The organism is Acinetobacter sp. 1207_04 (assembly GCF_052850415.1).
Genome location: NZ_VXCQ01000018.1, coordinates 15,403 through 38,847 on the forward strand (window position 1 = coordinate 15,403; position 23,445 = coordinate 38,847).

Here is a 23,445-nt window from a genome sequence, read left to right on the forward strand (position 1 = left end):
AGTACCTGTAGCCGAGGACTAATCCCTACGGTTAAACTTTTGATGCACGACTCTGCCAAATAAGTTTATAAGAAATAGTACTTATATTATGAGTGACATCAGTAAGTAATAACTACTCCACTCAAATTACATTGAGTAATTCAGCAAAAGTTTGAATCCGAGCTTTAGGTTGTGCTTCATCCAACTCTTGTTTTGAGCCATAACCATATTCTACTGCAATAGTTTCAATACCAAAACGGCGCGCACCAAAAATATCATGCTCACGGTCACCCACCATTAAACATTCAGTAGGTTCTAATTTTTCTTGTTCTAGAATATAACCGATCAAATCGCCTTTATTGGTACGCTCACCTGTCAACTCACTGCCGTAAGGATAATCAAAATATTGCAACAATTCGAAATGTTGTAAAATTTGACGTGCATAAACTTCAGGTTTAGCCGTCGCTAAAAACAGTTTATAACCTTGTTTTCTCAGCTCTTGTAATGTCGAAGTAACATCAGCAAATAGATGATTTTCAAATAAGCCTGTCACCGAAAAACGCTCACGATAACCAAGTAATGCTTGTTCGGCTAAATCCGCATGAACATCAACCTTTAAAATCTTGGCAAGTGATGCTTTGAGTGGTGGTCCAATAATCCAGTCAATATTTTCACTATCTGCAATTGGGTGTCCAACTTTTGCTAAGCCATAACGTGCAGATGTGGTAATACCTACTTTAGGATCGGTTAATGTGCCATCTAAATCAATCAAAATATTTTTAATCACAATCTACCTCTATTTAGCTATCGAGAGTTCCCGAAAAGTTGCCTATACTAGCGTAAATTTGTGATTTAAGGATAATCAGGTGCGTCCAACTGTACTGTGTTTTTCGGGTCTTGATCCTTCAGGTGGTGCGGGTTTACAAGCAGATATTGAAGCGATTGGTCAAAGTGGTGCACATGCTGCTATTGCTTGTACAGCATTAACCATACAAAACTCACAACAAGTCTTTGGTTTTGAAGCAACGTCTAAAGAATTATTGCTTGCGCAAGCCAATGCCGTGGTCAATGATTTACCAATTAAAGCGATTAAATCAGGCATGCTTGGCACAACAGATAATATTGCTACACTTGCTGAGTTTTTACGTGAACATCCCGATTACTTATATGTACTTGATCCTGTTTTAGTCGCCAATAGTGGCGGTTCATTGGGCAATCAAGAAACTTTGGTCAAAGCCTTTGTCGAGCTAATTCCACACGCAACCGTGATCACGCCAAATACCGTTGAGCTTCGTGCTTTAACAGGTGAAAATGATTTAGAAAAAGCTACCGCTAAACTCTTTACAATGGGTGCAAAAGCCGTTTTGGTCAAAGGTGGACATGAAGATACACCTGAATATATTCGTAATGCTTTGTATATCAATGGTGAATTGATTTCTGAAACAAAATGTCCACGCCTTGATGGTGAATATCATGGTTCAGGTTGTTCTTTAGCAAGCTTTATTGCAGGACGCTTAGCGATGGGTGATGCTTTAAATGTCGCAGTCAATCACGCTGAAACATGGTTATTTGGTGTGTTAAAAAATGCGGATAGCCCGATTGAGGGTGGTCAGAAAATTCCAAAACGATTTTAAACCAATGCCCTAATCATTTAGGGCATTTTTTATGATGGATTTACAGATTTATTTTTCAAATTCTGTACATGCTGACGGTTGGTTTTCCATGATTTTTCTAGAATTTCTTTTTCAATGTGTAATTGAATCTGTTTCAGCTTCGTTGAGGAAATCGTTTCATCTTTAAAAGCTTTCACATAGTCTGTCCATACTGCACCTTGAAATACATTTTTTGGCATTTCAGTTTTAAACTCACAATCAGGCATAAAGACAACGACCGAATGAATCAATATAGGATCGATAATATCTGCTAAAACCTTAGCCAATACTTTTTCATGTTTATAATTTTGATGCAGTGGATTTTGAAATTTATAACTTTTTTTATAAATTTTTTGTGTCCATGTTTTTTGGCGTTCACTACCAAAAATCCAACCTTTATAATTTTTGGTTTCGATCACAAATATTCCGTATGGACTTAATAAAATATGATCAATTTGAGTCGTCAAATTTTCCTCATCAGGTAAAGTACAATCATTGAGTAAGATATATTTTTCTTTGTCTAAATAGAGTTTTACATGCGTACTCACAGCAAACTCACCAAATTTACCTTTTAAAAATGGTTTAAATGCTTTGATTGCTCCAATAACTAAAAATAAAGGAATAAACCACCAAAGTTGCAACAATAGTGGCGCTAAAATTTGTGAAGTATTTATCTTGAATTCCCCTTAAAAAATCAAAATATTATTTATATTTTTTAATAAATAAAAATTAATTTAATTGAAAATTTAAGCCTATCCGCAATTCAAATTACAAATGATAATCAATTAATTTTGACTCAACTCTTCTAAAGTCGGTGGCATTAATGCGAACCAATTCAAATTATAAACATTCTCACGATCTTTCATTAAATTATCAATGGTTGTTAACCCATTCCCAGGCTCACCTGTTTCTTGGTTCACAACTATACATGTTAAAGGTGGTAAATTTTCACGCTCACAATAATGCATAATACGACCTAAAATTTGCGATAAAATACCAGCTCCACGAAATTCTAAATAATTTGCTACCATTTTATAAGTAAGAGTTTGACGATTATTGGCTGCTGAAATTAAAATTTGCCAAACTTGTAAAGCGCGTTCACTTCGTTTTCTAGAGACCATATTATTAATTCAAATATATTTTATAGTTCAAATACTTTAAACCATATTCTCAATTTTTAGAAGAATATCCTTATTCTCTAATCCACCTGCAAAGCCAACCAATTTACCATTTGCACCAACCACACGGTGACACGGCGCAATAATCGAAATCGGATTCTTACCATTAGCAGCACCGACTGCACGAACGGCTTTCACATTGCCAATCTGTTCTGCAATATCTTTATAACTACGTGTTTCACCAAATGGAATGGTAAGTAGAGCTTGCCAAACTTTTTGTTGAAATTCTGTACCTTCGAAATCGAGTGGTAAATCAAAAATCTTTCTCTGCCCTTCAAAATACTCACTCAATTGTTTTTTCGTTTCTAGCAAAATGGGATGCTGTTTATTTTCAACCAACTCTGCCAAGCGCACCCGATTTGGAGTTTCATTTTCCCAAAGCACCGCAATAAGCGAAATGTCATTTGCAACAAGTTTTAACACGCCTACAGGTGAATCTATTTCCATAAAAAAAAGTTGCATTGCTCTACTCCTACTTTGGATGAACGTACAGATTAACTTAACTCGAAGAAAGTTTCATCAACACCAAACCTGAAATAATCAACACAGCTGCAAGCATACGCATTGCTGAAGCAGGCTCGCCTAAAAAGAAAATTCCCACTGCAAAAGAGCCAATTGCCCCAATTCCTGTCCAAACGGTATATGCCGTACCGAGTGGCAAAGTTTTCATGGCATAAGACAACAAGGCAAAACTTGCAATCATAAAAATAATGGTCAATACGCTTGGGACAAGTTTAGAAAAGCCATCGGACACTTTCATAAAATATGCCCAAATGACTTCTAAAACCCCTGCAACAATCAATAAAGCCCAAGCCATAACACTTTCCTTAATTTAAAAATCAATCATATTCAAAATAAAAAAGCACTACATTTTAAAAACATAGTGCTCAAAATCCAACCATTAACTTGACGATACTTTCATTAAAACCAAGCCTGAAACAATCAATATTGCTGCAAACATACGCATAGCCGTTGCAGGCTCACCTAAAATAAAAATACCAACGAGGAATGAACCGATCGCCCCGATGCCCGTCCAAATGGTATATGCTGTCCCAAGTGGCAAAGTACGCATTGCATAGGCCAACAGACCAAAGCTTAAAATCATAAAAAATAAGGTAATAATACTTGGTGTGAGTTTAGTAAAACCTTCGGACATTTTCATACTATATGCCCAAACAATTTCAAAAATGCCCGCAAAGATCAGAAAAATCCAAGCCATGATGCCTGCTCCAAATTTATATTAGAGTCAGGTCGTCCTGACGATTTTTTCTCAAAAGATCAAGTTTTAGATGAAAACTCAAAAATGAGGGAGGTCGTTCCTCCTTGTAATTTGATCAGTATAATCAATTTCGAAATTCCATTGATCATGATTTACATTTTTTGACTAAAAATACACCTGTAAAAAATAGGGATTTAAGACAAGAACCTTAAAACCCTATTTTCACAACAATTATCAGTGCTTATATCTTAAAATTTAAAGCGAATACCCGCACCATAGAGCCAACCTTTTTCAGAATCAGATTTAACTTGCCACGGTGTTTCATCATTGCCCTTCGAATATTCATAAGCAATGTCGATATACGGCATGATTTTCTTGCTAATTTCATAGCGGGTTTCTAGCCCTGCGGTTGCATTACTCAACCCTGATTTTTGAGCATATTTAGAATCATCACTAAAAATCACATTAAGTTCTAAATAAGGCTGAATAATCAACTTTTGTGTAATCAGTAAATCACGTTCAGTTTCTAAACTAAATGTCGCATAGTTATCTTCACCTGCATAAAAATATGCATCGGTTTCAAAGAAATACGGTGCCATGCCATGTAAACCAATCACAGCATCTACATTTTCTTCAGTATCTTTTTGATGATGATTTAATTCAACTTTTTCACTTCGATAACGCGCGCCAATTTGTGCATCCCAAAAGTCTGAGATCATACGGCTATATAAAAATTTAGCATCATAATGTGCTTCATGTGATTCTTCTTTATCTGCATGAAACTTAATAAAAATCTTATTTTCATCAGTGCCAATACGAGTTTCAAACTCTGACTTTAACGCACCAACGCCGTCTTCATTCATCAACCATTTATTATCTACGGTCGTGACTGTATAAATCTGCGCACCATGTTCTTTACGGTGATGATTTTGATGGGAATTTTGATGACTACCTCCATCCTGTACAGGTTCGTTCGGATTGACTACCGAAGTTGTCTGATGCTGTGAATGATTCATCTGACTATGATCCATAGATTCTTGTTTCATCTCAGCATGGTTCATTTGTGAATGATCCATCGGCATAGCTGGCGTAGTCGATTTTGCACTATGATCCTCGCCATTATGTGCAAAACTCAAAGCACTCACCATCAACAAAGATGTCGCTAAAACACTTTTAGAAAAAAGATTAATGATGTGCATGCTGATCTCCTTTCTTTACATTTTTATTCTGAGATTTTTCAGTTGAATCTTTCTGCTGAGTATTTTCAGATTGTACTTGCAGATGATTCATGTGTTCGGAATGGGTCATCTGTACATGTTTTTCATGTTCTTGCGCAGAATGTTGTGAATGATCCATTTGACTCATTCTTGAAGTATTTTTTCCTTCTGTTGTAGATGGCTGATGACCTTCATGTGCCAAACTCAAAGTACTTAAACTCAATACTGCAACCGAAAAAATTGCTTTTAATACAAAATTAGTGGTGCGCATGTTCAGCTCCTTTTTGCTCAGTTGTCGCTGTGTTTTGAACTTTGTTTTGAGCGTTATTGGCTACACCTTGAATTAGCGTTGTAGACACTTGTCCATCGCTAACATTTGCGACAATGAGTTTATTCATCATACCAGCACTCATGTGGTATAACAGATGACAATGAATCGCCCATTCGCCCAACTCATCCGCAGTCAATAACGCAGTCACTGTTTTACCTGGTGGCACAATCAAAGTGTGTTTATTCGGCATATCCACAGGCGATTGACCATTTTCCAACTGCATAAACATGCCATGCAAATGCATCGGATGCGCCATCATACTGTCATTGATAAATTTGATACGGATACGCTCGCCATATTTCACTTTCAATGGTTCAGCGTCACTAAATTTTTTCCCATTAATCGTCCAAATATAACGCTCCATCGTGCCACCCAAACGCACGACCAACTCACTTGTTGCTTCACGTGTATCTTTTTGTGGTTCAAGCGATTTTAAATCGGCGTATTGCAAGGCTTTATTACCTGCAGGTGTTGATGCATTTGCCCAACCGTAAACCACTTGATCATTTTTTTGTGGTACTGATGTGCTGTGCTGACTGTGATCCATCTCTGAATGATTCATACCTTGCATATCATCATGATTCATCTTTGAGTGATCCATGCCTTGCATATCAGCATGATTCATCTTTGAGTGATCCATGCCTTGCATATCACCACTACCATGCCCCATATCCTCCATAGTCAAAAGTGAACGTGGACGAGGTGCAGGCATGTGTATGCCATGTGTCACAGGAGTCAATTCATTGTGAAGTGTACCAATCGCATAACCTGAACGATCAATAGACTCCGCTTCAATCTGATAATGTCCTATTTTTGGCTCAACAATTACATCATAAGTTTCCGCAGTACCAATACGGAATTCATCCACTGCAACTGGTTTCACAGGCTGACCATCTGCCGCCACAACCGTCATTTTTAAATTGGGAATACTGACATCATAAAAAGACATTGCTGAAGCATTCACAAAACGCAAACGCACTTTCTCATTCGGCTTAAACATGCCTGTCCAATTTTGCTCAGGTGTTTTCCCATTGATGAGGAACGTATAGCCTGTGACATCGGACATATCAGTTTTCAGCATACGCATTTGATTCCACATTTTCCGATCAGACCACGTTGCTTTTACCCCATCACGCTGTACTTGCTTCCATACATCGCTGAGTGTTTCACGTTGATCTTGATAATATTCTGCGGAAATTTTCAAATCTTTTTGAATTTGATCACTGGTTTTTTCATGAAAATCTGACAGCATCACTACATAATCACGTTCAGCTTTTTCATGTGTTGCCAATGGCTGTTTACCTTTTGGATAAATCACAAAAGAGCCATATAAACCATCCTGTTCTTGCCCCTTAGAATGGGCGTGATACCAATAAGTTCCGCTTTGACGGACTTTAAATTTATAAACGAAATCACCTTTTGGTTTAATGCCATTAAAGCCATTAAAACCAGGTACACCATCCATAATTCCAGGCAAAAGTAATCCATGCCAATGGATTGAAGAATCCTGAGTTTTTAAATTATTATGCACATGAATAACAGCATCATCACCTTCTTCAAACTCAAGTAAAGGGGCAGGAAATTGACCATTGACCGTGATACGTTTGACAGGTTTTCCTGTCACATTAACAATAGCTTCGTCGATGTTAAGGTGATATTCCTTCACGGCGGCAAATACCCATGAAGACGATACAATACAAATGCCTGCAAGCAGACCTTGATTAAATTTTATAGACATAACTCAACCTAATTTTTTGAAAATAGTTTTGTATTTAGAAGTTTTCGAAAAAATAGATTAGGTTTTAGGAGGACGTAGAATTTCTTGCCAATGACCAACAAGGTGCTGTACTTGATAATGTACTTGTAGCGAACTATTCTTTTCTAGATCATTAGGCGTGATAAGTTTGGGAATATCACTATTGAACCAAACAATCGAAGACTGACACGCAAACAATGCACAATCTTGGCATTCAGCATGCTGTGCATGTTTATTTTGTATCAACTGTGCATGACAATCGTTCAGGCTTTGCACCTGATCAACTACACTTTGACCTTGCTGTAATATTTCTATGCAGTGATTTTTCATCTCCTGCACTGACATATTTTGCATATTTGGACTTACATGGGGTTGATTAATACTTTGTTGATGTTGCATCTGCATACTAACTTGCATGCTCTTAACCGATGCAACAGACACACTGCTCCACGCTACAGCAAAAGCCATAACGCATACAAACCAAAGATGTTTGCAAAGCTGTGTGAACACAATCCAACCTTTGTTAGAACCAATTTCTACTTTAAGGATAACTTTTAATTGAATTTCAAGCAAATATATTTCTGTTGAGTTGTTTTTCAAAAATTGATTCTTTCTTATACCGATCAATTATCAATCAAAGCTGAATAATTAAACGACTTAATCCTATAGTATTCCCATAAAAAAAGAGCTCTTTTGAACTCTTTTTGAACAGATATAGGCGATATTGCAAGCACTTGATTAAATATCGATTAAACTATACGCACTTTATCTACAAGCTTATCAACACAGTTATCCATAAAGTTATCATCATGGTTATCCACAATTCACATAACTTAATATTGGAAATATTAGACGCTTAGTGAACCTACTTTTGCCAATTCTGCACGCATTTCATCAATGACAGCTTTATAATCTGGTTTACTAAAAATTGCAGAACCTGCAACAAACATATCTGCACCTGCTTCTGCAATTTCACGAATATTCGCTGGTGTCACACCACCATCAACTTCTAAACGAATATCACGACCTGAAGCATCAATAATTTTACGTGCTTGGCGTAATTTTTCCAAAGTCATTGGAATGAATTTTTGACCACCAAAACCAGGGTTGACACTCATCAATAATACTTGATCAACTTTATCTAAAACATAATCAAGATAATGCAGAGGCGTTGCAGGGTTAAAAACTAAACCTGCCTTAGCACCACCATCCTTAATCAATTGTAATGAGCGATCAATATGATCAGTCGCTTCAGGATGGAAAGTAATGATGTCTGCACCCGCTTCAAGGAAGTCACCAATCATACGATCTACGGGTGACACCATTAAATGCACATCAATCGGTGCTTTAATACCATATTTTTTTAGCGCCTTACATACACCTGCACCAAAGGTTAAGTTCGGTACATAGTGGTTATCCATCACATCAAAATGAACAACATCTGCACCCGATTCTAATACATTTTCTACTTCTTCACCCAAACGAGCAAAGTCAGCAGATAAAATAGAAGGTGCGATTAAATATGGCTTGGACATGATGGAACCTAGCTTAAAGGACTTGAATGTGGTCATTATAGCAGACCTCGACTGTACTCGCTCAAAGCGAATTGGACTTTTCAAATCTAAGTGAAAATCCATTTTTTTATAGCTTTAATTTCTCTGTTAGGGTTTTTCGAGTTTCTGTTGCTTTTCAAAATCTCTGACCATCTGCACACGTTCTGCCGTTGCGGGATGTGAAGACAAGGCTTCCAATACCGTTACTATATTTGAATGATCTTGTGATGTTGCCTGTGCTGTAGATGCGGCTTGCTGATCTTTATTTGCGGTCTTCCCTGCCTTTTGATCACTTTTTTGTTCTGCTGCAAGTTCTTCATCTTCCATACGTTGCAAGAAATTTGCAAAATGGGAAACCTCAATATGCTTTTTATCCATCAATTTTAAAGCATATAAATCGGCTTGCTGTTCAAACTGACGAGAGTATTTTGCACCTAAAATCGCCACTGGCAATGAAGTCATTAAATCACCACTATCACCTGTTACAGCAACCAACAGAATTGAAAAACCTAAACTTGATAAGGCTTGTTGTAAACTATGACGTTCGACTAAATGCCCTTGCTCATGTGCGAGTACACCTAAAATTTCCTGATCACTATGTGCCATTTCTACCAATTGATCAGTCACAATAATCGTATTATTGGGCAGAGCAAGTGCATTGGCACCAATTCGCCCACCGTCTCGAAAAATAATTTTTGCAGGACGACCCTCGGCAATCTTAGATAAATACTCTTGTTTGATCTGCGCTTGTTGACCTTGTACCAATTTGCTCGGACCTGTCCAATCATTCACAATATAGTCTTCGGCTTTCTGACCAATATCCTGCAAAGTATTTGCAGGTAATTGAAAAGCCACCACTTTAGAGGCAAATGGAATCCCCCATTTCAATGTTGAAAAGCCCAATGCCACCACAAAAACTACACTAAATAAAATCAATGCAGGGGTACGTTCAAGCTTCCAAATTTTTTGTTGAAATTCTTTTTGTGGAATCGGTACCCATTCAGGAATATCTATCGTTTGAAATTCAATACGGGCATCATTATTCAACTCTATGACGGGACACTTTTTTCCTAAAGCACCAATAAAATTCATTTGTTGTAATTTAAAAGTCTTTTTACGCAGATCATTTTGTTCACGATAACTGATCAAAATCGAGTTCATATCAACTGCAGACAATTGTGCCTGATGTGGTTTAGACACAACACCATCATAAAAAACCACGGAAATGGAGTTCATATAATCTGTACTCATATTTTCTATCTCCGTATTTATAATGAAATATCAAGGTCAAAAATATCACTGATTTCTTCGGCAATTGCACTGTGATCTGCCTGTGCCATATTCATCATACGATCAGGATCATCTTCTAAATGTAAACTAATCGATTCCAATTGATATTTATATAAGCGAATGGCAGCCCATGCAGACATCAGGCCAACTGTAATAATTTTCATAAACCAATTACTGACTACAATCCACGCATAACGCCACTGATTACAATCAGTTTTAAATTGACTATTACCAAGTGTTGTATTATTCCATGTAGTGATAAATATACGTGCCTGAATTAATGGCACAATAAAAACCCAACCAAAGAGATAACTTAATCCCAATAATCCCGCGGTATAAGCCGTTAAAAAATCTAAGCCAATTGCAGCAAAAATACCAATGGAAATTCCACAGAGCATCAGCACCCCAACAAAAAGTGCAACAGGTAAATACACTGCACTCATATAATCTGTCCAACTGTTATTTAGACGGAATTTCAATTGTCCTGCATACAGATGATTGAGCACATAGCGTTTATAAAAATAGATCATCACTGGTGTAAATAAACCTAAGGTACAAACAACAATCAATGCACCTAAGAAAAACTGCTTATAGGCTTCGCCCGTAGTACCATCAAAATAAAAACGGCTGTTCGCATACTTACTATTTCGAGAGGTAAAACGAATAGTTGCACGTAACAACCATGGCAAAGCCAAATAAATAATGACGACACCAAAGGCTGCAATGGTCATTTCCAAATAACCAGCCAAAGTAAATGCACCCCAAATACCCAGTGCAATTAACCGACCAATTAATATTTTGGTGGGTAATCCCGTAAAGTCAAAAAAACGTTCAAAGAACTCAGTATTACCATAGAAATAACGCAATCGTCTGACTTTTGCCCATGGTGCATAAAAGCCAAAACTTGCAATAGTCAATAGAATATTCACAATCCAAATACCAAAATATTCCATCGCTTCACCATGGAATTTAAAGCGATAAATTCTACCGAGGTATTCAGGACGTGAGTCCAATGTATGCGGTACAGGAAGGTCAGGAGGCAATTGATTTGTAAATGTAGAATCATATTGTTCTTGCATTATTTTCTCTTTTTTTTAAATTTGGGAGTTCAATCGATTCAATGCTAAAAAAGGTATGACATATTCACAAATATACAAGATATCAATGTGGTTTCTCATCAAATAAGTGTATATTTTTACAATAATAAATAAAACCGTGTTGAATCACCCCTATAGACAATTCAACGTTATACATAACAAATCTAAGTTTTATTTTTGTAACTGTAAGGCATGAAACTGTAAATGTTCATCCATAAAGGTCTGAATAAAATAGTAACCATGATCATAATCTGCATGTTGACGTAGCGTTAACTTTTGCCCAACTTTCAGACACGCTTGCTGATATTTTTCAGGATTCAATTGACTATAAAATTGATCTGCTAGACCTTGGTCAATGAGTACTTCACTCAATAATGTACCTTTTTCTAAAACCAACTGCGTAGCATCATGCGCTTTCCATAATTCTCTGTCATCACCCAAATATGTTAAAAATGCTTTTTCACCCCAAGGACAATCACACGGCGCACAAATGGGTGCAAATGCTGATACCGATTTAAATTTTTCAGGATACTTCCAAGCAAGGGTCAATGCACCATGACCTCCCATACTGTGCCCCATAATGCCAATTGCATCCGTACGAATTGGAAATTTCTCAATGACTTGTGTATATAATTCATCAGCAACAAAATTTTCCATTTGAAAATGTGTCGCCCACGGCGCTTGTGTCGCATTAATATAAAAGCCTGCACCTTGACCAATGTCCCAAGAATCACCTTGCTCGACATTATCTCCTCGTGGTGAGGTATCTGGTGAAATGAGAATTAAACCGAGTTGTGCTGCCATACGCTGTGCGTGGGCTTTAATCGCAAAGGTTTCTTCCGTACAAGTCAAACCAGCCAAATAGAAAAGTGCAGGACATTTTTGCCCACGCAGTGCTGGTTCAGGTAAAAAGACTGAAAATTTGCTTGTTCCATTTAAAGTCTTAGATGCAAATTGAAAAATCTGTTGTTCGCCTTCAAAGCATTTATTTTTCTGAAGCAATTCCATTCTATTGTCCTTTACTCACACTGTGTCAAATGGCACAGGTCAATTTGATTTGGGTGTATGTTTCACATCAAGCTCTAAAGCATGAGGTTGGATATTTCCATCTGCCTGCGTATTTTGTATACCTTGTGGAAATAGATGCTGTTCAAGTTGTGGCAACATCAATTCCATATTTTTCCCAATGACCCATTGTGGTTCTGAAGGTTCAAAGCCTTGGTTACTTTCCCATTTTGCAACCGTTTCAGCCGCTTGATTAAATGCACTGTGTAAGGTATTTTTTTCACGCATAGCCTGATCAAAGAATGCTCGACCAAAATAAGTATAATCTGCTTCGTTAGAACAACCAAAAGATGCCCGATCTGCGGCTGAGGCTGTAATAATTAAAGTATCAGGCGATTGTAATGCAGGAATAAAACTCCCCGAATAACAGGCTGAAATCACAATCACTTTCCAACGAATACCCGATTTATCGAGTGTTTCACGTAGCCATTTCGGATCAATATCATCCAAATCAATAGGCTCATTTTCCATTTCAAACTGATTCGGTAAACCATGTGATGTCATATATAAAAATAACACATCACTTTCATGGTTCATTTGCTGCCCAATACGGCGTAGCGCAAGTTCCATACTCGTTTTAGACGCAATTGGGGTTTCTGTGCGTGTCTCAGGATTATTAACCAATTCAACTGAACGTCCAAATGTCCCAAAACGAGTATCAAACTGCTCTTTAATTCGATCTATTTCAAAACGGAAAACATCTTGATAACTCGCACCTGCAACACCTAAAAAATACCAATGCGTTTGTGCAAACTCACCAAATTGAACTTGCTCCAAGGACTTATTGAGTAAGCGACTTTGTGCATAAAAGGCATCTTCAGATAAACTCGGTGGAACGTCTTCCACTTTCCAAATCGGTTGTTCTTTAATTGAAACTTGCCAAACAGACAGTGTAATGACCGTCCCAATCATAATCAGGGCACGTTCCCACCAAGGCCAATGTAATTCACGTGAAATAACCCAAACCACTGCTAAACTTTGCCAAACAAAAAGCAGAACAAATAAAAATGGAATGTAGTTATAAACAATGTCGGGTAAATAATCGAGATTACCCAAATACTGAATTAAGCATTGGAACAGCATAATATGCGTGTCAAGAACGAGCCACAGCAAGGCTGGAACTAACATTAATCGTGTATTATTGGTTCGCTGTGATAAAAATATCCCAACAATTAAGGCAATAAATGGCCATAACGCATAACTAACTAAACCTTGTTTGTTGAAATCACCGACCCCGCCCGTGACCAACCAACTAAACAGCGTATTGGCACAGCCCCCTAATATTCCCCAAAAAATAAGTTGTAAAATTGAGGGATGTACTATTTGTAATGATTTTCTTGATCCGAGAAATAGCCACAATCCCGCCCACTGATTGCTTTTAAAATCATGCCAAAAATTTATTGAAGGTTTTAAATCGATCATGTCAGTTCTAGTTTGGGTAGATCACGATTACAGTGACCTAAAAATACTTCTGATTGAATATTTTGCTTAAGTTTTATGCAACACTTGAATAACTATATATCAGTTCTTACATAAATATTGAAACAATTACCAAATTACTCAATAACTTGTTTATTGAAATAGGCATCAAAACGACATGCATCGCCCTGCCATTGATGGTCGGGTGATTGATCATCAAGAAAAATTGCAAGTCTCGGTCTTTTTACCACAACACGCTTGGATATTTTCCGTGCTAAGACTAAAAGATAATCACCCAAATCCATTTCACCATCTTCAGGTAAAAGCATATGCAGTAGTTGCATTTGCTTTTTTACTTGTGCCTGTTTTTTGACGGCTTGTAAATTTTGATCACGTTGCGGAAACATCGGATCGAGATAAGTCACATCGACCATTTTTTTCTGCTCAGCTAACTGTTGTAAATAAGCGGCTGAATCTGAGAAAACCAACTGAATACGATCAACCACTAGACCTAAAAAGGGATCATGGCGTGATTGTGCTTGCGCATCTTCAAGTAGGGTAAATAAAATCGGATGCCGTTCAATCAGTGTAACCTGCGCACCAAGTACTGCCATGAGCAAACTATCATGCCCTAGCCCTGCCGTAGCATCAATTAGCGATGGCTTTTCAGATAAATTACACGCACGTGCAATCATTTCAGATTTAAGGCTTGCACGTTTTAAACGTGGAATTTCTGCTTTCCAGTCGGGTTGCATTTTCATGCCATTGGCACTGAGCCATAAACCTGCGTCATCTGCACACAATGCCATTTCAGGATTCAACCGTAAAAAACGGGCATTAAGTTTTTCAACTAACTCAATATTTACATCCACACCACGTAAAGAAAGCACAGACTGATATGTCTGTGCTTTCTCTAAATATTGTGTTTCAGTGTATAAGCGAAGCTCGCTTACCATAATTTCCAACCTGTGAATGCAAACAATAAAATTACTAAACCTGATGCAATGCGATACCATGCAAAAATCATAAAATCACGTTTTGCCACATAAGCCACAAGTACACGAATAAGAATAAGTGCCGAAATAAATGAAACCAATAAACCAACGGCAATCACCGCCCAATCAGTCGCACCTTGGAATACATGATAACTTTGATATAGATCAAGTAAACCTGCTCCCACGATTACAGGAATACCTAAGAAGAACGAAAATTCTGTCGCTGCCTTACGTGATACGCCCAACATCATCGCACCAATAATCGTTGCGCCTGAACGTGATGTACCTGGAATTAAAGACAATACTTGAATTAAACCAATCCAAACTGCATCTTTAATGGTTAAATCATCAACTTCTTGTGCACGAACAACGGGTGGATTTTTCTCCACCCATATAATAATCAAACCACCAACAATCAAACCAATCGCAATGGCGATATCATTGAATAATAATGCTTTTACTGTCTGCCCCAAAGTCAATCCGATAATCACAATTGGAATTGAAGCCAATATTAAGCCTATACCCAAACGACGACCTTTTTCTTCACCTGTGACAATACCTGTTGCCGCACCCCAAAGACGTGCCCAATATTCATAAATCACTGCCGCAATTGCACCCATTTGGATCGCAATCACAAAAACATCACTCTTTTCTTTGGTCCAAAAATTCATCAATTCCGATGCAAGGATTAAATGTCCTGTACTCGAAATAGGCAAAAACTCGGTAATGCCTTCTACGATACCCATGATTGCCGCTTTCAGCAGCAGTAAAAGATCCATGTACTATTCCAAATATTCTATAAAATTATGGTTTGCCTTGATCTGCAATTTTTTTCCATGCGTTATCACGTAAATAGACTGGCAATGCCATTTCAGCACTTAACCATTGCTGTTTTTTTGCCAATGCACGTGCAATTGTCGCAATATCATCCGCATGGGCAGTAATCTGCGGGTATGATTCCAAATCAGCCTTAATTAAAGCTGAACCTGAACCGATTATTGTAAATTTTTGATACGTTGCACCTTGAACATAATCCAGCATTTGTTCTTCATCGATGGCTTGCATAATGTTTTGATCATCAAGCTGATAACTCGCCATATAGACTTCTTGCATGCGCGCATCAAGTACCGCAGTCACTTCACGTAAACCAAGTTCACGATATGCAGCTTGCGCCAATGCTTGCAATGTTGAAACAGGTATTACAGGCAAATCATTTGCCCATGCCAATGCTTGTGTCACTGCCGCATTAATGCGCACACCACTAAAAGAACCTGGCCCACGACTAAATGCAATCGCAGTTAAATCGGTAAGTTCTGTTTGTGTTTCCTGCAAACCTTGCTCAATTAACGGTAAAATCGTCTGAGTTTGTGCCTTTGCTCGTGGATCACACTGAAAATAAAGTGTCTGATCTTCATCGACTATTGAAACAGAACACTGCTCATTAGCAGTTTCCAGTGCCAGCAATTTCATGCACAACCCTACTTCACTTTGAAAATGCCGTCCATGATACTCCACTCATTTTAATCCTGCGAGAATTTCTCAAAATATTCCTTGTTTAGCCGATTAAACACAAAGATAAAAAAGCCGATCTGTGTATTCCACACCATCGGCTTTTTGATTTACGCTGTTTTAGGTCATTTTTTGCTGAGCTTGATTCTATTTAAAATTCAAATTTTTCTAAATTAACAAAGTCTTTAAAATGTTCTGCATAATGCATTGCGCTTAGTTTCAAACGAACTTCTGCTTGATCATCTAAAGTACGAATCACTTTTGCAGGCGAACCGACCACAAGTGAATTGTCAGGAATCACCATTCTTTCAGGTACCAACGCATTGGCGCCAATAATACAGTTTTTTCCAATTACTGCGTTATTCAGTACGACAGCATTGATACCAATCAAGCTGTTTTCACCAATAGTACAGCCGTGTAGCATCGCTTGATGTCCAATGGTGACATAAGCTCCTATATTTAGCTCAATACCTGCATCGGTATGCAATACAGCATTTTCTTGCACATTACTAAAGTCACCAATGCGAATTACGGAATTATCACCACGAATCACTGCGCCAAACCAAATATTTACTTTTTGCCCCATTTCCACCTGACCAATAACGGTCGCATTGTCTGCGACCCAACCATCCCATGGTTGATGAAGTGCTTTTGGTGAATGTCCTTTATAGGTATACATCATAACTTTATGCCTCGAATACGTTCCTGTATCAATACGATTTTTTCATTCACCGTACTCTTCCATTGTGCCCTTTTGCTATATTGATAATTTAAACCACACTTAGATAAATCAAAATATCGTGCTATTTTTTATTTAAAATTTTAGATTGAAAACTTGGTGAATTCAGTAAAAATGGCCAATTTTTTTGATGATTAAGCCCATATTGAAACAATGAAATAAGAATACGAGCCGTTAACCCCCAAATGATCTCATTTTCAATTCTTAAGCTTGGAAAATAAACCGATTGATGTGCCAAACGTACCTCATACGGAATGGGCTTTGCATCCATTAATTTTTGTAAAGGTGCATAAAAAATGCGATCAATTTCAGTCGGCTGAGCAATCAGTTGGACATTTGCAGGAATCAATCCCACAACGGGTTTAACCGTCATACCACTCTTAGCAAGTTCCATGGGTAAATCGCCCAACAACTTGACATCAAAAGGATTTAAGGCTGTTTCTTCCCATGCTTCACGCAGTGCAACCACAATATTACTGGTATCGGAGGGATCACGTTTTCCACCGGGAAAAGAAACTTCACCTGCATGATTATTAAGATAAACTGAGCGGCGTGTCAGCAATACCTTAGGATCAGCTTCATCTGTAATGGCAATTAGAACAGCAGCTTTTGCGGGGTGTGTTCGTTTAGCAAAACGGAGTCTTTGCTGTAAAACTTGTGTCAGTAAAGCATCCTGCATTCTTTCCCTCATCGCCATTTTCTTATTCTTTTAATATCATATATGAAATTTCATGTATTCGGCTATAAATGATGCGAAATAAGCATTTTTACGCTATGCTGAGTCATCATCTTTGGTTCATGAAGCTTATGAGTTTTTGCACAACATGCGGTCATAAAACAATAGAAAAAATTCCTTTAGGTGATCAAAAAATTCGAAAGGTATGTACACACTGCGCAACAATCCATTATGTCAATCCTAAAGTCATTTGTGGTTCACTTGTTCTTTGGGACAACAAAGTTCTACTGTGTCGCCGTGCCATTGAGCCGCGCTATGGACTGTGGACATTGCCCGCAGGTTATATGGAATTACAAGAAACGATGGCACAGGGTGCAGCACGTGAAACCCGTGAAGAAGCCGAAGCCGAAGTCAGCATCGGTGAATTATACTGTATGTATGACATTCCACGAATAGGACAAATTTATGTACTATTCAAATCTACACTCATTGATGGTCAATTTGGTGCAGGTGATGAAACCATTGAAAGTCGCTTATTTGAAGAACACGAAATTCCATGGGGTGACTTGGCATTTCCAAGTGTAGAACGCACTTTACGCCATTATTTTGCAGATCAAAAAACGGGAAGCTTTCCAATGCATTTAGAAACTTTAGGTTCTCGTTTAGATCATACGGGCTAATTGAATTAATTAAATGTTATTGAGACTTTTTATAAACACATTTTCATATTGACTCAATCAAGCAAATAAAAAACCATCCCAAAGGATGGTTTTTTATAATAATTAAAATTTATTATTTAGTCTTCACAGTATAACAAGATGGTAAATCAATGGTAATAATACCACTCGTACGTTTTGCTAACTCTTTTTGTTCAGCAGTTACCTTCTTTTCGTTATCTTTGACTGAGTTATAAACAACCTGCGACATCGCTAACAAATTCCCCCACTCAGCATTAGTCGCAGCTGCGCCATCCCAACCTGTAATATTAATACCTGCTGACACATTACCTACAATTAAATTTTGTAGATTTAAGCGCACACCACCAGAGCTATAAGATGTTATTTTTCCTGAACTATCCTGTGGCAAGAACATCAGACTTTCATTTAAACCTATCAATGCACCATCAATATTACCAAATGCAGGATTTGCTAAAATCATACGAATGGTCAATGATTTATCACTAACGCCAAAGTTTGCAGCCCCTGTTGTACCCACACGATATTGCTGTACACCATTAGTGTCTTTATAAGTTGAATCATCAACACTCACACATTCAGCCGATGACATATCATTTACTGTTGCATTACGTCCAATATTGGTTCGAATATCACCATTTTCATCAACAACAATACCCAATTTAACATCAGAAACTGACGAATCGCTAAACTTAAAAGTCAGATTTGCATACAATGGGAATATATACTTTTCACCTGATTTCACATTATTAATCGTGCTAAAAACCTGTTTATCAAGATAGGTTGCAGGATTAGTTTTATATATATCAATTGAACCTGTCAATTGTTCATTGCCAGCAGATTGTCTCCAACGACCATAGACTGAATTATCCGTCGGTGCTTTAGTATCCCCTGTAATTTGCTTGTACATAAACTCAGTACCAGGAATAGTCATACCATTTAGTAAGGCACCTTGATAAATTTCAAGTCGATCCGCAATATTCGATGGTGACTGTAAAACAAATGGTGTTCCAATTTTTTTCGTAAATGAATTAATCCAATTGCTTGTACCTTGAGCATTTAATTTATTTGGTACACTCTGTGTCAATAAATTAATTCGACCAATCGTGCTAATAATATTTTCACCCGTTGTTACAGGCTTACCCATCCATTGCACAGCATAACCTGTAGAAAAACCTTGACGATTAGTCAGTGCGTAGAGATTTGCAATAGATTCAATACCACTTCCAGATGTAGTTGTACCAAAGAAGCCACCTAGATCGACACTACCTTGTTTAATTGCAAGGAAATTTGCAGTATATAGCCCCACATCAGATAAATTGATTAATTGTACTGCGACTTTTTCAGCAGCTTGTTGATCAATCGCTCCAATATTCAACCATGGTTGTAAAATATTGACATAACTGCCATCAAGGAAATTTTTTACATCAACATCCGATGCAATTTTACTTAGATTATTCTTCAATTCATTGGTCAGTTCGATGGGTTGAACATCACCTTCAACACTTGCATCCTGAGCGGTTCCAACCGCTTGCATAACACGAACCAATCCAACCATGACTTTGAATGTATCATCATTCATATTCATTTGTGTTGGTGCTTTACCAGTCATTGCTGTAGCAATATCAATCAGCCCAATTGCTGCGGGCTGTCCTGTCACTTTCAGTGGACGTATTTTTGTAAGATCAACCACACCTAAAGAAATTTTACGTGACGTTTGCGTACCTTGAATATAAAAACTCGCTTTATCACCGACAGCACAACCACCCGACGCCAAACCACCATCCATTTCTGTAATAAAATGGTTTTTAGTATCTGTACTACAGTCAAAGTTCAAGCCTTCAACAGGATAATCAACATAGAATGCTAAACATTTTTCAGATGAATCACTACAACCATTCGTGGTCGTAACCACACCTTTGTTGGGATCTTCAAAAATTGTTGCGCTTTCACCACCACCGCCACATGCAGCCAGTGCAGAAACTAAACCTGTTAATGTAAAAGGTAAAATATATTTTTTATTCATCATTCTCTTCTCATCACTTAGCGAATAACGCTAAGCTTAATTTGTCCCTGATTTGTTAATTGCATATTTTCAGCATCCACTGCTGCAGAAAGTGGCGTCATAAACATATATGATGCCGTTTCTGGCTTTTTCAGAATACCTTCCATTGCAGCATGTTGCATATTGTTTTCGTCAAGATTTTGATTTTTAAAACCACTAACGCCTTCAACCACGCAACCTTTTTGATCTAAAAAGACCACTAAAGGCCAATAATAACTTGGCGATTTTTGTGACGAAGCATAAGAGGTCAATAAAACATTTTCGACCTGTTGATCAAGCTTGACCACTTCATAAGCAAAATCATCTTTGATTGGCGCAACAGGCCAAAATCCGATATCCTTATTTTTTAAATCTAATATCTTTGCCTTTGTAACTTTTTTATCCGTAAAACAAGCTTTTTGTAGCGACTCAACAACTTCTGTTTTAGGCAAACGATAATACGTTGGCGATAAGGCAATTGTCTTAGCAATTTCAGGCTTCTGTTTCTGAATTTTTTCAATCAATGAATGACCAAGACCTTTTTCTCTCTCTACAGTTTCAACATGATGACCCGCACCTGATGAACCTGCTTCAGGCATGATATAAAAACGCTTTTTACCTTCCAAATTAAATTCACGTTCTTCTAAATATTCATTATTTACATACTGAACACCATCAATTTCAACAAAGTTATTCGGCTTTTGATCGTCTTGTGATTGAATTTTTTCATCTACTTTTAACGCTTGTTGAGTTTGAGTAAATTGTGTTTCAGCTTGCTTATTTACCAATAAAGACGTCTGTTTTACATCACTGTGTATAACCTGTGTCGATGAAGTCGTAGATGGCTGATCTGACTGATTTACTGATATAGGAGTATTTATTTTTTCAGTCACGATTGGCTGTGGCTCTTTACGAGTTGCATCTACTTTTTCAAATACTTCAGCTTTTTGAGTCGTTGGAACAACAGCTACTTTGGCAACTGCGACCTGATCAACTTTTTTAGCGGAGTTTTCTTTATTTAAAGCCTGTTGCTGAGTTGATGCTGACTTGTCGATATTTTGAGTTTGTTCAACGACAGATTGCGCTTTTTGCGGAAGGTTTGAAATATTGCGTTGTACTTGATGAACATCTTTTGACTGAACATTCGCATTTTGGATTTTTTCAGATATTACTTTTTCAGGTGTTTTTGTTATTTGAGGAACATCTGATTTTTTTTTCGATGTTCGCTCAGGAACCACCATTGGACGTCCATCAGGTCCAATAATGGTATAAAACCCTGCACCTACAGCCGTGGCACAAACTCCTGTTAACAGGAGTAATGCCAAAGGTGTATGTCTAAATATTTTTTTTAACATCAATGCCATTACCATCTCGTTCTATAGTTCAGACCCAAAATTGTAACTTTTGTATTGGTTTTTACATCCATACCTGCATAAGGATTCAATAACAGATTACCTACGCCAGTTTGGTTGGACATACTACTCGTATTGGCTGGAATATTATCTCGGCTACGTAAAAAAGCTAAAGATAGATCAATATCTGTATCTTCATCAAAACGATACCCTAAGCCCAAACCAAACAATTGCGCATTGTTAATTGGAACCATCGTATTACGCTTATCATCTGGAATCGCACTAGCACGAGGTTCATAACCTGCACGTAATTTCAAACGATCTGTTGCTGAATATTCTAGACCAACGCCCCAACTCCATGGTGATTGGAAGCCAAGTGGTAAAGCTAAAGATGTATCAGTAACATCATTAGACAAAAGTTTCGCAATTTTTAATGCCGAAATTTGTCGATCAAATTCAAATTTGAATTTTTCCCATGCTTTAAAATCTGTCCAACCCAAGTCAAAATTCACTTGTAAATCAGGTAAAATTTTATATTTTATCCCAGTTTGAAAATGCGCAGGATATTCAAGATCCATTGCAATTAAACCCGACTCTGTTGGCGGAACATAGCCTGGAAAACCTAAAATAGCTGCAAGAATTTGCCCTGTTGCTGACTGATTAAGACCTTTGATTAATTCTCGTGGTGCATTGGCATTATCAATAAAGTATTTACCTTTCATCCGCATTTTTGCAGAACTTTGATAAACCATACCAAAACCGAACTCGTCCGTTGGTTCCCACATTAACCCTAAATTATAACTTGGGCTGAGACTTTGCTCCATTTGGACTTCCATTTGTCCAAACTTACCAAATGGATTCATGCCCTCATCGGCATTACATAAACCGAACAAAAGTAAGTTAATAATTTCATTGGAATCATTTCTAAATGGTGCACAAACAGATTCATCTACCATCCGTAGTACGCCAATCATTTCATTGGGGAAACGTAAGTCTGTTTTCAATGCAATTGCATTGTATGACATCCCAATAGATGCACCTATCGAAAGCTCATCACTGACCTGATAAGCAATAGATGGCGATAAATAAGTAATACGCTCAATGGCAACCTGCTGCCCCATAAAATTACCAGGATTACCATTTTCAGAACCAAAACCGGCAACCATTGGTGCATAAGCTGCTGTTGCATAAGTCAATTTAGAGCCAGGTGGATTATATGACACACCACCCGTTGGCGCCATTACTGGCCAACCCGCACCTAAATCTACAACCTTCTTCAAAATTGGAATATATAAGCTTGCATATTCTACATCACCATGAACAGAATCTTTGAAATCTGTACACAAGCTTGATGGATTATCTGGACTATCATTACAAATTAATGGGTCATCAGAAAAACCAAAAACGTTATAGCCTGCGGGTGCTGAAAATTCACGTTGCACATCAAAATTTGCAATTAGCCCCTGTACATCCGTCTGCAAACCTTTCAGTTTAGTTAGAGCTGCTGGGTTAAAATGAATGGCACTAATGCCTGGAGGGTCTGCAGTAACTGCATTCCCCATAGTTAAAGATCGAACATCAACAGACAAGTTTAAGCCCAAATGTGCAAAAGCTTGTGTCGTGCATCCCGTTAATAAAATTGCAGAAACCAACGGGCGTAAGCGTATGTTTTTCATACC

The 23,445-nt window shown here is 37.6% G+C and carries 25 protein-coding genes; 2 read left to right on the forward strand and 23 right to left on the reverse strand.

Going from position 1 to position 23,445, the window contains the following annotated elements; all coding sequences use genetic code 11:
• Positions 1-121 precede the first annotated feature (121 nt).
• On the reverse strand, positions 122-766 hold the full coding sequence (locus FW754_RS14360; RefSeq protein ID WP_446325026.1) for an HAD-IA family hydrolase: 645 nt from the start codon (positions 764-766) through the stop codon (positions 122-124).
• A 79-nt stretch (positions 767-845) separates the two neighbouring features.
• On the opposite strand from FW754_RS14360, the gene FW754_RS14365 reads away from it, so the two are divergent.
• Entirely contained in the window at positions 846-1,613 is a 768-nt protein-coding gene (locus tag FW754_RS14365) for a hydroxymethylpyrimidine/phosphomethylpyrimidine kinase (protein WP_446325027.1), read from the forward strand.
• A gap of 29 nt (positions 1,614-1,642) precedes the next feature.
• On the opposite strand, the gene FW754_RS14370 is transcribed toward FW754_RS14365, so the two are convergent.
• From FW754_RS14370 to FW754_RS14460, 19 genes are all read right to left on the reverse strand, one after another.
• Positions 1,643-2,305, reverse strand: coding sequence for a nuclease-related domain-containing protein (locus FW754_RS14370; protein ID WP_419347904.1), 663 nt, complete (start codon positions 2,303-2,305; stop codon positions 1,643-1,645).
• A 111-nt stretch (positions 2,306-2,416) separates the two neighbouring features.
• Positions 2,417-2,752 carry a hypothetical protein gene (locus FW754_RS14375; protein WP_419347830.1) on the reverse strand — a complete coding sequence of 112 codons (336 nt, stop codon included), beginning with the start codon at positions 2,750-2,752 and terminating at the stop codon, positions 2,417-2,419.
• A gap of 36 nt (positions 2,753-2,788) precedes the next feature.
• On the reverse strand, positions 2,789-3,271 hold the full coding sequence (locus FW754_RS14380; protein ID WP_419347833.1) for a methylated-DNA--[protein]-cysteine S-methyltransferase: 483 nt from the start codon (positions 3,269-3,271) through the stop codon (positions 2,789-2,791).
• Positions 3,272-3,308: 37 nt separating this feature from the next.
• Positions 3,309-3,626, reverse strand: coding sequence for a DMT family transporter (locus tag FW754_RS14385; protein WP_419347835.1), 318 nt, complete (start codon positions 3,624-3,626; stop codon positions 3,309-3,311).
• A gap of 84 nt (positions 3,627-3,710) precedes the next feature.
• The gene (locus FW754_RS14390) at positions 3,711-4,028 is read right to left on the reverse strand and encodes a DMT family transporter (RefSeq protein ID WP_446325028.1); all 318 of its coding nucleotides are present in this window, start codon (positions 4,026-4,028) and stop codon (positions 3,711-3,713) included.
• A gap of 248 nt (positions 4,029-4,276) precedes the next feature.
• Complete coding sequence (locus tag FW754_RS14395) at positions 4,277-5,227, reverse strand: copper resistance protein B (protein ID WP_446325029.1); 951 nt, start codon at positions 5,225-5,227, stop codon at positions 4,277-4,279.
• On the reverse strand, positions 5,214-5,516 hold the full coding sequence (locus tag FW754_RS14400; protein WP_446325030.1) for a hypothetical protein: 303 nt from the start codon (positions 5,514-5,516) through the stop codon (positions 5,214-5,216). Before FW754_RS14400 ends, FW754_RS14395 begins: the two co-directional genes overlap by 14 nt.
• Positions 5,503-7,314 carry a copper resistance system multicopper oxidase gene (locus tag FW754_RS14405; protein ID WP_446325031.1) on the reverse strand — a complete coding sequence of 604 codons (1,812 nt, stop codon included), beginning with the start codon at positions 7,312-7,314 and terminating at the stop codon, positions 5,503-5,505. The genes FW754_RS14400 and FW754_RS14405 overlap by 14 nt, the downstream gene beginning before the upstream one ends.
• Positions 7,315-7,371: 57 nt before the next feature.
• Entirely contained in the window at positions 7,372-7,932 is a 561-nt protein-coding gene (locus FW754_RS14410) for a hypothetical protein (RefSeq protein ID WP_446325032.1), read from the reverse strand.
• A 248-nt stretch (positions 7,933-8,180) separates the two neighbouring features.
• Positions 8,181-8,867, reverse strand: coding sequence for a ribulose-phosphate 3-epimerase (rpe, locus tag FW754_RS14415; RefSeq protein ID WP_409512253.1), 687 nt, complete (start codon positions 8,865-8,867; stop codon positions 8,181-8,183).
• Between the two features lie 126 nt (positions 8,868-8,993).
• Positions 8,994-10,136: a M48 family metallopeptidase gene (locus tag FW754_RS14420; RefSeq protein WP_446325033.1), complete on the reverse strand. Its 1,143-nt coding sequence runs from the start codon at positions 10,134-10,136 to the stop codon at positions 8,994-8,996.
• 17 nt (positions 10,137-10,153) lie between these two features.
• Positions 10,154-11,254, reverse strand: coding sequence for a YjgN family protein (locus FW754_RS14425; protein WP_446325034.1), 1,101 nt, complete (start codon positions 11,252-11,254; stop codon positions 10,154-10,156).
• A 189-nt stretch (positions 11,255-11,443) separates the two neighbouring features.
• Positions 11,444-12,280 (reverse strand): S-formylglutathione hydrolase, encoded by an 837-nt coding sequence (fghA, locus tag FW754_RS14430; RefSeq protein WP_409512256.1) that lies wholly within the window; start codon positions 12,278-12,280, stop codon positions 11,444-11,446.
• Between the two features lie 39 nt (positions 12,281-12,319).
• On the reverse strand, positions 12,320-13,759 hold the full coding sequence (locus FW754_RS14435; protein WP_409512257.1) for a C13 family peptidase: 1,440 nt from the start codon (positions 13,757-13,759) through the stop codon (positions 12,320-12,322).
• Between the two features lie 134 nt (positions 13,760-13,893).
• Positions 13,894-14,712 carry a class I SAM-dependent methyltransferase gene (locus tag FW754_RS14440; protein ID WP_446325035.1) on the reverse strand — a complete coding sequence of 273 codons (819 nt, stop codon included), beginning with the start codon at positions 14,710-14,712 and terminating at the stop codon, positions 13,894-13,896.
• Complete coding sequence (locus FW754_RS14445; RefSeq protein ID WP_409512259.1) at positions 14,706-15,530, reverse strand: undecaprenyl-diphosphate phosphatase; 825 nt, start codon at positions 15,528-15,530, stop codon at positions 14,706-14,708. Before FW754_RS14445 ends, FW754_RS14440 begins: the two co-directional genes overlap by 7 nt.
• 25 nt (positions 15,531-15,555) lie before the next feature.
• Positions 15,556-16,221, reverse strand: coding sequence for a tRNA (adenosine(37)-N6)-threonylcarbamoyltransferase complex dimerization subunit type 1 TsaB (gene tsaB, locus FW754_RS14450; protein ID WP_446325036.1), 666 nt, complete (start codon positions 16,219-16,221; stop codon positions 15,556-15,558).
• A gap of 190 nt (positions 16,222-16,411) precedes the next feature.
• The gene (locus tag FW754_RS14455; protein ID WP_446325037.1) at positions 16,412-16,942 is read right to left on the reverse strand and encodes a gamma carbonic anhydrase family protein; all 531 of its coding nucleotides are present in this window, start codon (positions 16,940-16,942) and stop codon (positions 16,412-16,414) included.
• A gap of 121 nt (positions 16,943-17,063) precedes the next feature.
• Positions 17,064-17,678 (reverse strand): CoA pyrophosphatase, encoded by a 615-nt coding sequence (locus FW754_RS14460; RefSeq protein ID WP_419347906.1) that lies wholly within the window; start codon positions 17,676-17,678, stop codon positions 17,064-17,066.
• 128 nt (positions 17,679-17,806) lie between these two features.
• Between FW754_RS14460 and FW754_RS14465 the strand changes: the two genes are divergently transcribed.
• Positions 17,807-18,355 carry an NUDIX hydrolase gene (locus tag FW754_RS14465; RefSeq protein WP_419347865.1) on the forward strand — a complete coding sequence of 183 codons (549 nt, stop codon included), beginning with the start codon at positions 17,807-17,809 and terminating at the stop codon, positions 18,353-18,355.
• A gap of 112 nt (positions 18,356-18,467) precedes the next feature.
• On the opposite strand, the gene filF is transcribed toward FW754_RS14465, so the two are convergent.
• From filF to filD, 3 genes are read right to left on the reverse strand one after another with little or no spacing between them, the layout of a single operon-like run.
• Positions 18,468-20,399 (reverse strand): putative pilus system protein FilF, encoded by a 1,932-nt coding sequence (filF, locus tag FW754_RS14470; RefSeq protein ID WP_409512263.1) that lies wholly within the window; start codon positions 20,397-20,399, stop codon positions 18,468-18,470.
• Positions 20,400-20,413: 14 nt separating this feature from the next.
• Positions 20,414-21,778, reverse strand: a complete 1,365-nt coding sequence (filE, locus tag FW754_RS14475) for a putative pilus assembly protein FilE (RefSeq protein ID WP_409512264.1) — start codon at positions 21,776-21,778, stop codon at positions 20,414-20,416.
• Positions 21,778-23,442 (reverse strand): putative pilus system OmpP1/FadL family transporter FilD, encoded by a 1,665-nt coding sequence (filD, locus tag FW754_RS14480; RefSeq protein ID WP_409512265.1) that lies wholly within the window; start codon positions 23,440-23,442, stop codon positions 21,778-21,780. Before filD ends, filE begins: the two co-directional genes overlap by 1 nt.
• Between the last annotated feature and the right edge of the window lie 3 nt (positions 23,443-23,445).

Bases quoted from the DNA above. Each gene is read 5' to 3' on its own strand.
- FW754_RS14375 (WP_419347830.1), bottom strand. From the start codon at position 2,752: ATGGTCTCTAGAAAACGAAGTGAACGCGCTTTACAAGTTTGGCAAATT.
- FW754_RS14380 (WP_419347833.1), bottom strand. From the start codon at position 3,271: ATGCAACTTTTTTTTATGGAAATAGATTCACCTGTAGGCGTGTTAAAA.
- FW754_RS14385 (WP_419347835.1), bottom strand. From the start codon at position 3,626: ATGGCTTGGGCTTTATTGATTGTTGCAGGGGTTTTAGAAGTCATTTGG.
- FW754_RS14390 (WP_446325028.1), bottom strand. From the start codon at position 4,028: ATGGCTTGGATTTTTCTGATCTTTGCGGGCATTTTTGAAATTGTTTGG.
- FW754_RS14395 (WP_446325029.1), bottom strand. From the start codon at position 5,227: ATGCACATCATTAATCTTTTTTCTAAAAGTGTTTTAGCGACATCTTTG.
- FW754_RS14400 (WP_446325030.1), bottom strand. From the start codon at position 5,516: ATGCGCACCACTAATTTTGTATTAAAAGCAATTTTTTCGGTTGCAGTA.
- FW754_RS14405 (WP_446325031.1), bottom strand. From the start codon at position 7,314: ATGTCTATAAAATTTAATCAAGGTCTGCTTGCAGGCATTTGTATTGTA.
- rpe (WP_409512253.1), bottom strand. From the start codon at position 8,867: ATGTCCAAGCCATATTTAATCGCACCTTCTATTTTATCTGCTGACTTT.
- FW754_RS14420 (WP_446325033.1), bottom strand. From the start codon at position 10,136: ATGAGTACAGATTATATGAACTCCATTTCCGTGGTTTTTTATGATGGT.
- FW754_RS14425 (WP_446325034.1), bottom strand. From the start codon at position 11,254: ATGCAAGAACAATATGATTCTACATTTACAAATCAATTGCCTCCTGAC.
- fghA (WP_409512256.1), bottom strand. From the start codon at position 12,280: ATGGAATTGCTTCAGAAAAATAAATGCTTTGAAGGCGAACAACAGATT.
- FW754_RS14435 (WP_409512257.1), bottom strand. From the start codon at position 13,759: ATGATCGATTTAAAACCTTCAATAAATTTTTGGCATGATTTTAAAAGC.
- FW754_RS14440 (WP_446325035.1), bottom strand. From the start codon at position 14,712: ATGGTAAGCGAGCTTCGCTTATACACTGAAACACAATATTTAGAGAAA.
- FW754_RS14445 (WP_409512259.1), bottom strand. From the start codon at position 15,530: ATGGATCTTTTACTGCTGCTGAAAGCGGCAATCATGGGTATCGTAGAA.
- tsaB (WP_446325036.1), bottom strand. From the start codon at position 16,221: ATGAAATTGCTGGCACTGGAAACTGCTAATGAGCAGTGTTCTGTTTCA.
- FW754_RS14455 (WP_446325037.1), bottom strand. From the start codon at position 16,942: ATGATGTATACCTATAAAGGACATTCACCAAAAGCACTTCATCAACCA.
- FW754_RS14460 (WP_419347906.1), bottom strand. From the start codon at position 17,678: ATGCAGGATGCTTTACTGACACAAGTTTTACAGCAAAGACTCCGTTTT.
- FW754_RS14465 (WP_419347865.1), top strand. From the start codon at position 17,807: ATGAGTTTTTGCACAACATGCGGTCATAAAACAATAGAAAAAATTCCT.
- filF (WP_409512263.1), bottom strand. From the start codon at position 20,399: ATGATGAATAAAAAATATATTTTACCTTTTACATTAACAGGTTTAGTT.
- filE (WP_409512264.1), bottom strand. From the start codon at position 21,778: ATGGCATTGATGTTAAAAAAAATATTTAGACATACACCTTTGGCATTA.
- filD (WP_409512265.1), bottom strand. From the start codon at position 23,442: ATGAAAAACATACGCTTACGCCCGTTGGTTTCTGCAATTTTATTAACG.